The organism is Streptomyces synnematoformans, from assembly GCF_039531005.1.
Lineage (GTDB): Bacteria > Actinomycetota > Actinomycetes > Streptomycetales > Streptomycetaceae > Streptomyces > Streptomyces synnematoformans.
The window spans coordinates 1-14,461 of sequence record NZ_BAAAPF010000186.1 but is presented as its reverse complement, the minus strand read 5'-3'; the positions used below and the strand labels follow the sequence as shown (position 1 = coordinate 14,461).

The 14,461-nt window shown below is 75.3% G+C and carries 15 protein-coding genes; 8 read left to right on the top strand and 7 right to left on the bottom strand.

What is annotated here, in order from left to right; genetic code table 11:
• Positions 1–1,113, bottom strand: a 1,113-nt coding sequence (locus ABD317_RS23920) for an ABC transporter ATP-binding protein (protein ID WP_344291973.1), incomplete at its 3' end; no start/stop codon positions are given.
• A 217-nt stretch (positions 1,114–1,330) separates the two neighbouring features.
• Between ABD317_RS23920 and ABD317_RS23915 the strand changes: the two genes are divergently transcribed.
• The 4 genes from ABD317_RS23915 to ABD317_RS23900 all read left to right on the top strand — a co-directional run bounded on the left by ABD317_RS23915 (position 1,331) and on the right by ABD317_RS23900 (position 4,789).
• Positions 1,331–2,575 (top strand): L,D-transpeptidase, encoded by a 1,245-nt coding sequence (locus ABD317_RS23915; RefSeq protein ID WP_344291974.1) that lies wholly within the window; start codon positions 1,331–1,333, stop codon positions 2,573–2,575.
• Between the two features lie 74 nt (positions 2,576–2,649).
• Positions 2,650–3,417: an enoyl-CoA hydratase/isomerase family protein gene (locus ABD317_RS23910; RefSeq protein WP_344291972.1), complete on the top strand. Its 768-nt coding sequence runs from the start codon at positions 2,650–2,652 to the stop codon at positions 3,415–3,417.
• A 294-nt stretch (positions 3,418–3,711) separates the two neighbouring features.
• Complete coding sequence (locus ABD317_RS23905) at positions 3,712–4,299, top strand: ATP-binding protein (protein ID WP_344291971.1); 588 nt, start codon at positions 3,712–3,714, stop codon at positions 4,297–4,299.
• 34 nt (positions 4,300–4,333) lie between these two features.
• Positions 4,334–4,789: a PaaI family thioesterase gene (locus ABD317_RS23900; RefSeq protein ID WP_344291970.1), complete on the top strand. Its 456-nt coding sequence runs from the start codon at positions 4,334–4,336 to the stop codon at positions 4,787–4,789.
• Between the two features lie 41 nt (positions 4,790–4,830).
• On the opposite strand, the gene ABD317_RS23895 is transcribed toward ABD317_RS23900, so the two are convergent.
• Positions 4,831–5,403 (bottom strand): TIGR03086 family metal-binding protein, encoded by a 573-nt coding sequence (locus ABD317_RS23895; protein ID WP_344291969.1) that lies wholly within the window; start codon positions 5,401–5,403, stop codon positions 4,831–4,833.
• Positions 5,404–5,458: 55 nt separating this feature from the next.
• Positions 5,459–5,731, bottom strand: a complete 273-nt coding sequence (locus tag ABD317_RS23890) for a hypothetical protein (RefSeq protein WP_344291968.1) — start codon at positions 5,729–5,731, stop codon at positions 5,459–5,461.
• A 146-nt stretch (positions 5,732–5,877) separates the two neighbouring features.
• On the opposite strand from ABD317_RS23890, the gene ABD317_RS23885 reads away from it, so the two are divergent.
• Positions 5,878–7,722, top strand: coding sequence for a sensor histidine kinase (locus ABD317_RS23885; protein ID WP_344291966.1), 1,845 nt, complete (start codon positions 5,878–5,880; stop codon positions 7,720–7,722).
• Between the two features lie 60 nt (positions 7,723–7,782).
• On the opposite strand, the gene ABD317_RS23880 is transcribed toward ABD317_RS23885, so the two are convergent.
• Positions 7,783–8,478: a response regulator gene (locus tag ABD317_RS23880; RefSeq protein WP_051438443.1), complete on the bottom strand. Its 696-nt coding sequence runs from the start codon at positions 8,476–8,478 to the stop codon at positions 7,783–7,785.
• A 185-nt stretch (positions 8,479–8,663) separates the two neighbouring features.
• Between ABD317_RS23880 and ABD317_RS23875 the strand changes: the two genes are divergently transcribed.
• Together ABD317_RS23875 and ABD317_RS23870 are read left to right on the top strand one after the other, a co-directional pair.
• Positions 8,664–9,311 (top strand): Rv1733c family protein, encoded by a 648-nt coding sequence (locus ABD317_RS23875; protein ID WP_344291965.1) that lies wholly within the window; start codon positions 8,664–8,666, stop codon positions 9,309–9,311.
• Between the two features lie 243 nt (positions 9,312–9,554).
• Positions 9,555–10,274, top strand: coding sequence for a S1 family peptidase (locus ABD317_RS23870; RefSeq protein ID WP_344291964.1), 720 nt, complete (start codon positions 9,555–9,557; stop codon positions 10,272–10,274).
• 43 nt (positions 10,275–10,317) lie between these two features.
• On the opposite strand, the gene ABD317_RS23865 is transcribed toward ABD317_RS23870, so the two are convergent.
• Entirely contained in the window at positions 10,318–11,052 is a 735-nt protein-coding gene (locus tag ABD317_RS23865; RefSeq protein WP_344291963.1) for a GAF and ANTAR domain-containing protein, read from the bottom strand.
• A gap of 399 nt (positions 11,053–11,451) precedes the next feature.
• Here ABD317_RS23865 and ABD317_RS23860 point away from each other — a divergent pair, with 399 nt between their 5' ends.
• Positions 11,452–12,111 (top strand): LysE family translocator, encoded by a 660-nt coding sequence (locus tag ABD317_RS23860; RefSeq protein ID WP_344291962.1) that lies wholly within the window; start codon positions 11,452–11,454, stop codon positions 12,109–12,111.
• A 70-nt stretch (positions 12,112–12,181) separates the two neighbouring features.
• Here the strand turns inward: ABD317_RS23860 and ABD317_RS23855 are convergent, their stop codons facing one another.
• Positions 12,182–13,240 carry a hypothetical protein gene (locus tag ABD317_RS23855; RefSeq protein ID WP_344291961.1) on the bottom strand — a complete coding sequence of 353 codons (1,059 nt, stop codon included), beginning with the start codon at positions 13,238–13,240 and terminating at the stop codon, positions 12,182–12,184.
• A 124-nt stretch (positions 13,241–13,364) separates the two neighbouring features.
• Positions 13,365–14,387, bottom strand: a complete 1,023-nt coding sequence (locus ABD317_RS23850; RefSeq protein WP_344291960.1) for a hemolysin family protein — start codon at positions 14,385–14,387, stop codon at positions 13,365–13,367.
• Positions 14,388–14,461: the final 74 nt, after the last annotated feature.

Genomic DNA, 14,461 nt, shown 5'->3' with positions numbered 1-14,461 from the left:
GCCCGCCGGGGCGACGGCGACGGCCCTGCCGGCCCCGCGGTCCGCGGCGTCGGCCGCCGGCTGGTCCATCACCTCGAAGTAGCGATCCGCCGCGGTCGCCGCCTCGTTGCACATCGCCAGCAGGAACCCGATCGACTCCACCGGCCAGCGCAGCGCCATCGCCGTCGACAGGAACGCCACCAGCGTGCCCGCCGACAGGTCGCCGTCCGCGACCTGCACCGTCCCCAGCACCAGCGCCGCGCCGACCGCCAGCTCCGGCAGCGTCATGATCAGCGCCCAGATCCCGGCCAGCAGCCGTGCCTTGTGCAGCTCGGTGGCGCGCAGGTCGCGGCTCAGCCGGCGGAACGCCCGCGCCTGGCTGCGGTGCCGGCCGAAGCCCTTGACGATGCGGATGCCGAGCACCGCCTCCTCGACCACCGTCGTCAGGTCGCCGACCTGGTCCTGCGCCCGGCGCGCGGCGCCGAAGAAGCGCTGTTCGAACGCGGAGCAGAGCGCGACCAGCGGGATCACGGGCGCCAGCAGCACCAGCCCGAGCGTCCACTCCTGGGCCAGCAGGACGGCGCAGCCGACCGCGATCGTCGTGCCGTTGACGACCAGGAACGTCAGCGGGAAGGCCAGGAACATCCGGATGAGCTGCAGGTCCGTCGTGCCGCGGGAGAGGAGCTGGCCGGACGCCCAGCGGTCGTGGAACGCCACCGGCAGCCGCTGCAGCCGCCGGTACAGGCTCGCCCGCATCGACGCCTCCACCCCGGCCAGCGGCCGGGCCACCAGCCAGCGGCGGAAGCCGAAGAGCGCCGCCTCCGCGACGCCGAGGGCGAGGATCAGCAGCCCGCCGAGCCACACGCCGCCCGAGTCGCCGTCGGCCACCGGGCCGTCCACGAGCCACTTGAGCACCAGCGGGATGACCAGCCCGATACAGGACGCGACGATCGCGACGCCGGCCGCGGAGAACAGCCGCACCCGCACCGGGCGGACGTACGGCCACAGGCGCAGCAGCGAGCGGACCGCGGAGCGGTCCTGCCCGCCGGCGGCGGGGCCGGTGGCGGCGGGGGAGTCGGCGGCGGGGGAGTCGGCGGGGTCGGGCTCTTCGGTTCGTGCGGCGGCGGCAGGCATCGTTCCCGAGCCTACGTAAGGCCAGGCCGGAGGCTCACCCCGTTTTCCCGCCCCGGACCGGCTCCCCGCGGGCGGGCGCGGCGCGCGGATCACTTGGGACCGAACGGTGACAATCGCGTGCCCTTACTGCGCGGTGACCGGGGATACCTTGAACGCGAAGGCGCGATGTCACGCGCGGGGGAATCTGGCTCGGTGCGGCCGAGGGGAGAATGTGGCGTTGAAGGTGGAGCGGATACGAAGGGGACGTACCCGGAACAGCCTGTCGGCACTGCTGACCGGGGCCGTGCTCGTCCTGGTGGCGGCGTGCGGTGGATCCGGCGGCGGGGACGACGACGGCGGCAAGGGCGGCGGCTCGGGGAGCGCGGGCGGCGCCGGCGGCGGTGCGCAGAAGACGTCGCGGGCGGTCGTCGACATCACGCCGAAGGACGGCGCCGACGCGGTCGGCACCCAGGGCGAGCTGAAGGTGACCGCGGCCAAGGGCAAGCTGGTCTCGGTCGAGGTCGCCGACGAGAAGGGCGCCGAGGTCGAGGGCGAGATCTCGAAGGACGGCGCCGTGTGGGAGCCGGCCGGCCACCTGCGGACCCAGACCAGGTACAAGGTGCACGCCGTCGCGAAGGACGCCGACGGCCTGGAGGCCGTCAAGGACGCCTCGTTCACCACCGTCGTGCCGGAGAACTCCTTCATCGGCTACTTCACGCCCGAGGACGGCAGCACCGTCGGCGTCGGCATGCCGGTGTCCCTCAACTTCAACCAGCCGATCGCCAACCAGGACGCGGTCGAGAAGGCCATCGAGGTCACCGCAGAACCCGACGTCGAGATCGACGGCCACTGGTTCGGCAACCAGCGCCTGGACTTCCGCCCCGAGGAGTACTGGGAGCCCGGCACCGAGGTGACGCTCAGCCTGCGCCTCGACGGCGTCGAGGGCGCGGACGGCGTCTACGGCCAGCAGCACAAGGACGTCAGCTTCGAGATCGGCCGGCGCCAGGTGAGCACCGTCGACGCCAAGAGCAAGAAGATGAAGGTCGAGCGCGACGGCCGGGTCGTCAAGACCATCCCGGTGACCACCGGCGCGCCGTCGACGCCGACGTGGAACGGCAAGATGGTGATCACCGAGCAGTTCGACGTCACCAGGATGGACGGCGACACGGTCGGCTTCGGCGGCGAGTACGACATCAAGGACGTGCCGCACGCGCAGCGCCTGTCCACCTCCGGCACGTTCATCCACGGCAACTACTGGGCCGGCCAGGCCACCTTCGGCTCGGCCAACACCAGCCACGGCTGCATCGGCCTGTACGACGCCCGCGGCGGCGGCGACAGGTCGACACCCGGCTCCTGGTTCTTCCGCAACTCCCTGATCGGGGACGTCGTCGAGGTCAAGAACGCCAAGGACGAGATCATCGCCCCGGACAACGGCCTCAACGGCTGGAACATGTCCTGGGAGGAGTGGACCGCGCCGCAGTGAGGCGTCCCGCGGACCCGGTGTGTGAGCAAGCGCACCGGGTCCCGCGCCGTTAGCGACCGCTAACGTGGGGTGCCATGACTGCCTACCTTGAGGTCGCCGAGGGCGTGGGTACGCTGCGCCTGGACCGCCCGCCCATGAACGCCCTGGACATCGCCACCCAGGACCGCATCCGCGAACTCGCCGTCGAGGCCGCCGGCCGCGACGACGTGCGCGCCCTGGTCGTGTGGGGCGGCGAGAAGGTCTTCGCCGCCGGCGCCGACATCAAGGAGATGCAGGACATGGACCAGGCGGCCATGGTCGCGCGGGGCCGTGCGCTGCAGGAGTCCTTCACGGCGCTGGCGCGGGTGCCCAAGCCCGTCGTCGCCGCGGTCACCGGCTACGCCCTGGGCGGCGGCTGCGAGCTGGCGCTCTGCGCCGACATCCGGATCGCCGGCGAGAACGCCAAGCTGGGCCAGCCGGAGATCCTGCTCGGGCTGATCCCCGGCGCGGGCGGCACGCAGCGGCTCGCCCGGCTGCTGGGGCCCGCGCGGGCCAAGGACCTGATCTTCACGGGCCGGATGGTCCGGGCCGACGAGGCGCTCGCGCTCGGGCTCGTGGACCGGGTGGTGCCGGACGCGGAGGTGTACGAGCAGGCCCACGCCTGGGCCGCGCGGCTCGCCAGGGGGCCGGCGATCGCGCTGCGGGCGGCGAAGGAGTCGGTGGACCACGGGCTGGAGGCGGACCTGGAGACGGGGCTCGCGCTGGAGCGGAGCTGGTTTGCCGGGCTGTTCGCCACCGAGGACCGGGAGATCGGGATGCGCAGCTTCGTGGAGAAGGGCCCGGGCAAGGCGGAGTTCCGCTGAGCCCGGCCGGGCGGGCCGGCGCGGGCGGCCCGGCCGCCCGCCGCTCCCCGCGACGCTCCGTGACCACTACCCCCGGCCGGGGGTAGTGGGCGCCTTAATCAAGGCTTAAGCGATTCGGGCGGTTTGGGGCCGTGTGGGCCGCGATCGGCGCGCTGTTTGTGCAGCTCAGCAGGGTGTGGATGCGGCCACGTAGCCCCGGCATATGCCCCTGCGCGCTCACGGAACGTAGGCTGCCGCGGGACTTGTTGGCGCGGAAATGCTCCCAAAGCCGTCCGGCCGCGCCATCATGTGGCCATGGCGGGCCTTGAGGACATCCAGCAACTCCACCGGGACCAGCCGGCGCTTCCGGCCGCCCCCGTACGACGGCCCCGCAGGCCGCTCCGGCGGCTGCTGCCGCTGCCGTCGCCCGCCTACCGCCGCTTCCCCGCCGCCCCGCCGGCCGCCGGGCCCGCCGGGGGCCCGGCGCCCGGCCCCGTCGAGCAGTGGGGCAACCCGGCCGTCGACGAGGTGCGGCTGCCCTCCAGGCCCGAGTCGGCCGCGGTCGCCCGCCGGCTCGCCGAGGCGGTCGTCGTGGGCCACTGGGGGATGTCGCCGCGGTTCGCCGAGCACGCCGTGCTGCTGGTCTCGGAGCTGGTCGGCAACGCCGTACGGCACACCGGGGCGCGTACGTTCGCGCTGCGGATGTCGCGCGGGCGCCAGGCGATCCGGATCGAGGTGCGCGACCCCTCGCGCGCGCTGCCGTGCCTGATGCCCGTGCGCGACATGGACACCAGCGGGCGCGGGCTGTCCCTGGTCGACCGGGTCGCCGACCGCTGGGGCGTGGACCTGCTGCCCCGCGGCAAGTGCACCTGGGTCGAACTGAAGATGCCGGACACGGTCTAGGAGCCCCGCCGGGACGCGGTTACCGTTGGGTCACATGACGGACCTCGGGATCGACTTCGCCCAGAAGGTGCTCGACGAGCAGGCGTTCAGCCGGCTCCTCGGCGCCCGGATCACCGCGTTCGCGGAAGGCGCCGCGACGCTGGAGGTGGACATCCGCGACGACCTGCGGCAGCAGTACGGCTTCGCGCACGGCGGCCTGCTCGCCTACGCCGCCGACAACGCGCTGACGTTCGCCGCCGGCACCGTCCTGGGCCCGGCCGTCATCACCGGCGGCTTCTCCGTCCAGTACCTGCGGCCGGCGCGGGACGGCATGCTGCGGGCCGAGGCGTACGTGGTGCACGCGGGCCGGCGGCAGGCCGTCTGCCGCTGCGACATCTCCGTGGTGACCGGCGCGGGCGGAGGGGCCGGCGACGGCGCGGACGGCGGCGAGCTGTGCGCGGTGGCGCAGGGCACGATCCTCACCGCCCCGGAGCGCACCGGCCCCGCGTAGCCCGGAGGGCGGCGACCCCGCGCCCCCCGCGGCCCCGCCGGTCAGGGGCGGCGGCCGGTCAGGCCCAGCAGCCGCGTCTGCGCGTCCGCGTCCGCCGGCACCGGCACCGGGTCGGCGAAGAGCCCGCTCGACGCCAGCATCGGGGCCTGCGGCTCCACCCGCTCCAGCGCGAACTCCGCCAGCTCCGCGGGCAGCACGTCGTCCGCGCCGATGCCCCGGGCCAGGTCCCAGGAGTGCACGACGGCGTCCACGGCCATCTCCAGGCAGTACGCCTCGGCGGGGCTGTCCCCGTAGCTCAGGTGCACCGTACGGGCCAGGGCGACCGGCTCGGCGAAGGCGGCGCGGGCCTCGGCCGCGGCGTCGTCCCAGACGGCCACCGGGTCGTCGCCGAGCTGGTCGCCGTCGAACCGGTCGCCCAGCTCCTCGATCGTGTCCCCGGCGAGTATCGGCGGCACCCACAGCTGCTCTACCGTCATGTGGTTGACGAGATCCCGCACGCTCCAGTCCGTGCACGGCGTGGGCCGCGACCACTGGTCGGGCCGGACCCGGTGGACGTGCCCCTCGAACAGGTCGAGCGCGGCGGCGTGCAGGGCCAGGGTCTCGTTTGCTGCCATACGTCCCACCGTAAGGCCGGGCACCGACAGTCCGCCCGGCGAGCGGGGCCAGCCGTCAGCGGTCCGGGGTCTCCTCGGGCCCGTCCTCGTCGCCGTACGGCTCGCGCTCGCGCCCCGCGCGCCGTTCCGTACGCCTCCCGCGCTCGCCGCGCTCCCCGCGCCCTCCGTGCCGGTCCGGCAGCAGCACCCCGCCGTGACCTTCCCGCCCCAGGCCGAGGCCCCGCTCCGGTTCGGCCTCCGGCCTCCTCGGGGGCGCCGCCGGCGCGCCGTCCCCCGCCCGGCGGGCGCCCTTCGCCGTCTCCTCGTCGCGGGCTCGCTCATCGCTCATGGCATCCACAGTGCGCGAGGCTGTCCGCGGCCTCCCGCCGCATCGTGCATTCGGGTGACCGGGAACCACTCCCGGAGTGTGACGACGTGACTACGGTGGTGCAGGGGCGTGCTGGCCGGCCACCCGGGGTCCTGTGGGGGGATGCGATGTCGACAAGCGGAGACAGAGGCGGGCAGCAGCTGCCGCGGCTCCAACTCGATCAGCTCCTCGACGAGCTGCAGCTGCGCATCGACGAGGTGCGCGGCACCCGAGACCGCGTGCACAGCCTGCTGGAGGCGGTGCTCACGGTCGGCGGGGAGTTGGATCTGCGCCATGTTCTGCGGCGGATCGTGGAGGCCGCGGTGGTGCTCGTCGACGCCGAGTACGGGGCGCTCGGCGTGATCGAACACGGCGAGCGGCTGGCGCAGTTCATCCCCGTCGGGATCTCCGCCGAGCGGTGCGAGGCGATCGGCCCGCTGCCGCGGGGGCACGGCGTGCTCGGCGAGCTGATCCGGCACCCCGAGGCGCTGCGCATACCGGAGCTGCAGGACCACCCGTCCTCGTACGGCTTTCCGGCGAACCACCCGCCGATGCACTCCTTCCTCGGCGTGCCGATCCGGGTCCGCGACGAGGTGTTCGGCAACCTCTACCTGACGGAGAAGCGCGGCGCCAAGGAGTTCGACCGCGAGGACGAGACGGTCCTGCAGACGCTCGCGGTGGGCGCGGGGGTGGCGATCGAGAACGCCCGGCTGTACGAGGAGGCCCGCCGCCGGCAGCGGTGGATCGAGGCCGGCGGCGAGGTGACCAACAGCCTGCTCTCCGGCGCCCACCAGGAGGAGGTGCTGGGCCTGATGCTGGACCGGGCCCGCAGCATCCTCCAGGCCGGCCTCGGCACCGTCTCGCTGCCCGCCGAGGGCGTCGACGGGCTGCGTATCGCGCTCGCCCAGGGCACCGCCGCGGACACGCTCGAAGGGCGCACGCTGCCCATGCAGGGCACGCTCTCCGGGACGGCGTTCACCAGGGTGGAGCTGACCGTCAGCGACGACCTGCGGACCGACCCGCGGGTACGCCGCAGCGCGCTGCCGGTCGAGGGCCTCGGCCCGGCGGTCGCCGTGCCGCTGGGCGCCAGCGACGGGCTGCGCGGCGTGCTCCTCGTCGCCCGCGAGGCGGGCGGGGAGCGCTTCGGCCCGGAGGAGACCGATGCCCTGGTCGGCTTCGCCGGGCAGGCGGCGCTGGCCATGGAGCTGGCCCAGCGGCGCCGGGACGCCGAGCAGCTCGCGCTCTACGAGGACCGCGACCGCATCGCCCGGGACCTGCACGACCTGGCCATCCAGCGGCTGTTCGCCACCGGCATGACGCTGCAGAGCGCGGTGCGCTTCGTCACGCACCCGCAGGGCGCGGAGCGGCTGCTGCGGGCCGTGGACGACCTGGACGAGACCATCAAGATCATCCGTACCACGATCTTCGGGCTGCGCCGGCACGAGAGCGGGCCGGCCGCCCGGGGGCTGCGCCTGCGGGTGCTCCACCAGGTCCAGGAGTCCGTCGCCGCACTGGGCTTCCTGCCCGTGCTGCGCACCGAGGGGCTGCTCGACACGGACGTGCCGGCGCCGGTCGCCGACCACCTCGTCGCGGTGCTCGGCGAGGCGCTGTCCAACGCCGCCCGGCACGCGGGCGCATCGGCCGTCGACATCACGGTGAGCGCCGGGCAGGGGCTGGTCGCGCTGACGGTGACCGACGACGGGCGCGGGCTGCCGGCCGGCGGCCGGCGCAGCGGGCTGGCGAACATCGCGGAGCGGGCCCGGGAGCTGGGCGGCGAGCTGTCCCTGGACCCGCCGGCGGGCGGCGGTACGCGGCTGGTGTGGCGGGTGCCGCTGGACGGCGGGGCGGCGCCGGGCGGCGGCGGTGCCGCGGCGGAGCGGGACGTGCGGGAGGCCGGAGCGGACCGCGGGGACCGTGGGGACCGTGGGGACGACGATGCGGATGGGAGCGCTCCGGACCCCGGCCGGGCCTGAGGGTGCCGCGCGGAGGTGTCCGCGCGGCACCCCCGGCGGTGCGGCGCACGGGGGCGGCGGTCACCCGCCCGGGAGGCGGTGCGCCTTGCTGGCCAGCACGGCCGCCTGTATGCGGCGTTCGACGCCCAGTTTGGCGAGCAGCCGGGAGATGTGGTTCTTCACGGTCTTCTCCGACAGATAGAGCCGCTGGCCTATCTGCCGGTTGGTCAGGCCCTCGCCGATCAGCTCCAGCACGTCGAGTTCGCGCGGCGACAGCGCGGCGAGCACCTCGTGCTCCGGCGCCGAAGGGGCGTCCTCGCGGCGCAGGTTCGTCATCAGCCGGGCCGTGGTGGCGGGGTCGAGCATGGACTCCCCGCGGGCCACGGTCCGTACCGCGGAGACCAGGTCGCCGCCCTTGATCTGCTTGAGAACGTACCCGGAGGCGCCCGCCAGGATCGCGTCCAGCAGCGCGTCGTCGTCGTCGAAGGACGTGAGCATGAGGCACGCCAGCCCCGGCAGCCGCGAGCGCAGCTCGCGGCAGACCCCGATCCCGTTGCCGTCCGGCAGCCGCACGTCCAGCACGGCGACGTCGGGCCGCAGCGCCGGGCCGCGCGCGAGCGCCTGCGCGAACGTGCCGGCCTCGCCCGCGACTTCGATGCCGGGCTCGCCGTCGAGGAGGTCGCGCAGGCCGCGCCGGACCACCTCGTGGTCGTCGACGAGGAAGACTCTGATGGGGCGGGCTGCCGAGGATTGCCTTTCCACAGACACGTCGGGCACCTTTCAGCTGCTGCGCGGCTGGCTCGATCGTCCTCGCCCGCCGCGGCCGCGGGTAGGGCCGAACGGGCCCGGGGCCGGGCCGGCCCGGGCCCCGAATGCTACGGCCGTGCGACCGCCTCCGCGGGTTTCCCACCGGAACCGGGCCGAAGGTGCGACAGTCGATAAGAGACCCTTTACTCGGGCGTATGGGAACCGGATTGGGGGTGCCGATGGCCGCCGGAGCGGGCATGGGGCGCGAGGGACACCGCCCGGTACGCAGGCTGTGGAGCCGGCGCAACCCCTTCAGACGCCGTACGGACGTGCTGGAGGGCTGGGCCGCGGTCGGCGCCTTCGCGGTGTTCGTCCTCGGCGGCACCGCGGCCGGCTGGGCCGCGGCGTCCGCCGTGCACGAGGAGCTGAGCGGCCGGAGCGCGGAGCGGGTGCGGACGACGGCGGTGCTGCTGCAGGACACGTCGGCGCCGACGATGCTGCGGGGGGACGCGTGGTCCGGCGGCAAGGTGCTCGCCAAGGTGGGCTGGCGGGACGCGGACGGGCTGTGGCAGACCGGCCGCGCCCGGGTGACCGGCGGGCTGGGCGAGGGCGCGAAGGCGGAGATCTGGACGGACACGACGGGCCGGCACGCCGTCGACCCGCCCCCGCCGCCGGTGGACACCGGTGTGCAGAGCGCCGTGGCGGCGGGTGCCGCGGCCGGGGCCGTGGGGTGCCTGGCGTTCGGCTGCCGGACCGTGCTGCGCGTACGGCTGGACCGCAGGCGCGCGGACGAGTGGGAACTCGACTGGGCGCGGGTGGAGCCGCACTGGCGGCAGGGGAGCGCGGGCCCGTCCGAGCGGTAGCGGCCGGCCGCGCGCGTACGGGCAGCGTGCGCCCGGAGGGCAACGGCCCCGTGTACGGCGTCAGGTGAGCCGGTACGGCGCGCTGCCGCGCCGCACCGGCCATCACCCCCCACGCCACGGGTCGCCGCGGCCAGAACAGCATGCCTGTGCGGCCCGCACCGCCCATAGGGCCGAACGGCTCTTCTGTACGGGGCGGTCGGCCCTGCGCGACAATGCGGTCGCCGACCCACGACGGGAGGATCCGTGAACGTACCCCGCGCTCCGCTCACCCCGTACCCCGCCGCCCCAAGGCTCCTCGCCCCGGCGGTGGTCCTGGCCGCCGCGCTCCTCGCCGTCCTCACCGCCCTCGCCCCGCCCGCCGCCGGGGCGCAGGAACGCGCCGTCCGCGGCGGCGACACGCTCCACGGCAGCTCCGGCGTCTCCTGCCGGGTCGCCTTCAACGCCGGGCGCGACGGCGAGCGTTACGCGCTCATGAGCGGCCGCTGCGCCCGCGACGCCGGTCCCGTCTGGTACTACGGGGACGCCGGCACGTCGGTGGAGATCGGCCGGACCGACCACGTGTACTTCCCCGGCACCGACTTCGCCGTCATCCACTACACGAACCCCGACTTCACCTATCCCAGCGAGCTGTCGACCGGAACCGGCCAGCCGATCGCGATCACCCGCGCCGCCTATCCCACGATCGGCGCGGAGGTGTGCCACGCCGACGGGTCCACCGGCGTGCACTGCGGCCTGGTCACCAGCATGAGCGTTGCCATCAGTTACCCCGAGGGCGTCGTCCACGACCTGTTCCAGTCCAGCGCCTGCACCGAGCCCGGCGCCGCCGGCGGCGGGCCCGGCCACCACGGCGGCACCGCGCTGGGCATCATCGTGAGCGCGAACGGTTCGTGCCCCGTCGGCGGCACGACCTACTACCAGCCCGTGGCCAGCGCGCTGCAGACGGCCGGGCTCAGCCTGTACTGAGCCGGACGGCCGCCGGCCGGGCCCGGTCCCGGCCGGGCCGGAGTCAGCCGTCCTGCGCCGCCGGGTCGAGTCCGTCCTCGACCACCTCGCGGGCCACGTCGGTCAGCGGTCTGCGGGTGCTGCGGGCGTGCCCGCGCAGCACCCGGAACGCTTCGTCGACGGCGATGCTCCGGCGCTGGGAGAGCGCGCCCTTGGCCTGCTCGATGACGACGCGCGAGTTGAGGGCGTTCTGCAGCTGTGCCGCGACCGCGGCCTGCTCGGCGACCGCGCGCCGCTGCAGGATGCCGATCGTCGCGACGTCGGCGAGCGCCTGGCCCAGGCGCAGCTGCGCGTCGTGCAGGGTGCCGGGCCGGTCGCGGAAGAAGGTGAGCGCGCCGACCGCCGTGCCCCGCGCCCGCAGCGGGGCGGCGGCGACGAGGTGGAAGCCGAGGTCCAGCGCCCGGCCGGTGAAACGGGGCCAGCCGGCGCGCGCCCGCGTGTGCGTCAGCGGGGTGGCCGGCAGCGGTCTGGCGGTGCGCCAGCAGTCGACGGCGGGGCCCTCGCCCCACTCCACCCCGGCTAACTCCAGGGCGTGCGTGCGCTCGTCGGAGGCCGAGGCCGTCAGCGCGGCACCGTCGGCGGCGGCCAGGACGACTCCCGCGGCCGTGACGTCGACGAGCCGGGAGCAGTGCCGCGCGAGCCTGTGCGCGTGCTGCTCGACGTCGAAATCGCTGACGAGGGTGTCGGCCAGGTCCACGAACGCGGCGGCCAGACCTTCCTCTCGCGACTCCTCGGGCATGGGGTCGTCACCTCGTTTCACGGCTGCTGTGCCGGCCGGATTGCGGCCGGACGTGCCGGAGGCCAACCGCGACCCGCTGCCCGCATCCCGGTACGGGGTTGAACTCGGGCGTGGGTCCCGGTCGAGCGTGGGCGCGCAGCGGGACTGCTCGCAGCGATGGGCGGCTCGCTCGTGCTCCGGCGACGGCCCACCGGGGTCCGGGGTGGTCGTGGCAGACCACATTAGACGGCGGCGGTACGGGCGGCGAAGCTGCCCCGCGGAGGCGGGCGTTCAGGGGGCGTACGGGGGTCGTACCGGGCCGGACGTTGGCATATGCCATGGCCGTACGGGTGCGCCGGCGGCCGGCCGGCGCCGGAAAGCGGTCGCCGGGCGCGGGGGCGGGGTGCGAGTATCGCCGCCATGGTCGACATGTCCCTCCTCGCCGCCTTCATCGGGGCGATCTTCGTGCTCTCCATCACCCCGGGCCCCGACATGATGTTCATCGTGGCGATGGGCGGCCGCGGCGGCTCCGGCATGGGCGTCATGGCCGCGGCCGGCGTGGCCTGCGGCATGCTCGTGCACGCGGTCGCCGCCGCGCTCGGGCTGTCCGCGCTCTTCGGCGCGCTGCCGGTGCTCTACCACGTGCTCCGCTGGCTCGGCGCCGCCTACCTCCTCTACCTCGCGTTCCGCGCCTTCCGGGACCGCTCCGTGCCCGGTGCCGAGGACGACGGGGCCGACGCGGCCGAGGCCGCCGACGGCCGGCGGACCGGCCCCCGGCCGCGCCGCGCGTTCTGGCAGGGCATGATCACCAACCTGCTCAACCCCAAGGTCATCATGTTCAACATCGCGTTCCTGCCGCAGTTCGTGGACCCCGGCCGCGGCCACCTGCCGCTGCAGCTGCTCCTCCTCGGCGTCACCGGCGTCGTGGTCGGCTTCCTCGTCGACGGCTCCGTCGGCCTGCTCTCCGGCCGGCTGTCGCGGGCGCTGCGCCGCAGCCGCCGGCTGGCGCGCGGGCTCAACGTCTTCAGCGGCACCGTCTTCGCGGGCCTGGCCGTACGGCTGGCGGCCGGCCCGCGCTGAGTTCCCGGACCCCCGGGCCCCCGGCCTCCGCGGCCCCGGACAGCCGGACCGGCCGTCCGGGGGCACGGCGTCACGCCGAGGTGAGCCCCGCCCGCCGGCCGGGCCCGGGGGCGAGCAGCGCCCGGCTGCGCGCGTCGCCCCACGCCGAGTCCGGATCGACGTACGGCCGCAGCAGCTCGTCCAGCTCGGGGTCCGCCAGCCCGGCCAGCGCCTCGGAGGCCCGCTTGCGCGCGATCCCGGCGAGGAAGTCCGCGAGCTGCACCCGCGGATCGGTCTCCGCGTCGACGAAGCGCAGCGCGTGCAGCCGCGCGCGGGGCGGGCGGCACACCTCGTACAGCCGCGCCACCCGCTCCTCCGTCAGCGCCGTCTGCCGGTCGTGCACGACGGTCACCGCCGTCCCGTCCCGCCCCCAGTACCCGACGGCGGCGGCGAGCGCCGGCAGCAGCGAGTCCAGCGCCGGCACCGTCCGCGGGTCCGCCAGGAGCGCCGCCCGCAGCTCCTCCGCCCGCCGCCGCGCCCGCCGGACGAGCCGCAGCACGCGCCCGGCCGCGCCCGGCGCCCCCTCGCGGTGCAGCGCCTCGGCCAGCCGGAAGAAGCCGTCGGCCGAGGTCTCGGCGCCGCGGCGGGTGTTGACCCACATCAGCTCGTTGAACGCGGCCAGAAACGCCTGCCAGCGCTCCCGGCCGTAGACCAGCGGGCCCTCGCGGTACAGCGCGCCCGCGGGGCCGTGCGCGGACACCCCGCGCAGCATCGCCGGGGCATCGGCCGGGTCGGTGCCGGACACCAGCAGGTCGACGAGGCGGGCGACGGCGAAGAACGCCTTCTCGGTCAGATGCACCCGGGCGCGGCCGGGCAGCGGCCCGTCGGGGCCGAGGAACCACACCATCGTGCCGCGGTGCTTCTCGCGCTGCAGGTGGTTCGCCTTGTACACGGTCGCGGGGGAGCGGATGCGGTGTCGCAGCTCGCGGATGCAGTCGGCCGCGTCCGCGGCCGGGACCGCCACGGCGGCGTGGGCGAAGACGTCGGTGATGCCGCCGACGAGGTTCTCGCCCTCGTAGCCGGACTCGTCGCAGAAGAGTTCGAGGCCGCGGCCGGGGGAGGCGGGTACGCCGGCGGGCGGACCGTTCATGAGGCGCCTCCCCGCGGTAGCCGAGAGCGCGACCGTACCGCGGCCCGCCCCCGCGTTCGAGCCGTTTTCCGCGTGCCCCCGCCGCCCGCCGGCCGGTCCCCGCGCCGGGCGGGCGGCGGCGGTGTCACGCCGCGGCGGGCGCCGGGCCCACCAGCTCCGACAGGACGTCCTCCATGGTGACGAAGCCCAGCACCCGCCCCTGGTCGCCGGTGACGGCGGCCAGGTGGCTGCCGGCGGCGCGCAGCGCGGTGAGCGTGTCGTCGAGCGGGGTGTCGATGGCCACCCGGGTCACCGGGTGCAGCGCCGAGCGCGGGAACGGCGCGTCCCGCTCCGTCACCCCGAGGGTGTCCTTGATGTGCAGGTAGCCCAGCAGCGCCCCGCCGCCGTCGGTGACCGGGAAGCGGGAGAAGCCCGCCGCGGCGGCCAGCCGCTCCAGCCGGGCCGGGGTGACCGTGTCGTCGACGGCGGTCATGGTGCCCGCGGGCACCAGGATCTCGCCGACCGGCCGGGTGCCCAGCTCCAGCGCGTCCCGCAGCCGCTCGCCGTCGGCGGGCTGCAGCAGCCCGGCGCGGCTGGCGTCGGTGACCATCCGGGCGAGCTGGTCGTCGGTGAACACGGCGTCCACCTCGTCCTTCGGCTCCACCCGCAGCAGCTTCAGCAGCGCGTTCGCGACGGCGTTGACGCCGAAGACCACCGGGCGCAGCGCGCGGGTCATCGCGACCAGCGGCGGGCCGAGGAGCAGCGCCGTGGGCGCGGGCGCGGACAGCGCGATGTTCTTCGGGACCATCTCGCCGACGAGCATGTGCAGGTACGTCGCCACCGTCAGCGCGATCACGAACGAGATCGGGTGCACGGCGGCGTGCGGCACGTGCGCCGCCTCGAAGGCGGGCTCCAGCAGGTGCGCGATGGCCGGCTCCGCGACCGCGCCCAGCACCAGCGACGAGACGGTGATGCCCAGCTGGGCGGTGGCCATCATCGCGGAGAGGTGCTCCAGGCCGTAGAGCGTGATCCGCGCCCGCCGGTGCCCGCGGCGGGCCCGCGGCTCGATCTGGCTGCGCCGTACGGAGATCATCGCGAACTCCGCGCCGACGAAGAAGGCGTTGGTGACCAGCGTCAGGGCGCCGATCCACAGCTGCAGCGCGGTCACCGGCGCACCCCCTCGGCGGGCCGGCGCTGGTCGGGCGCGACGGCCCGGCGGGCGGCGGCGGCCTCGGCTTCCCC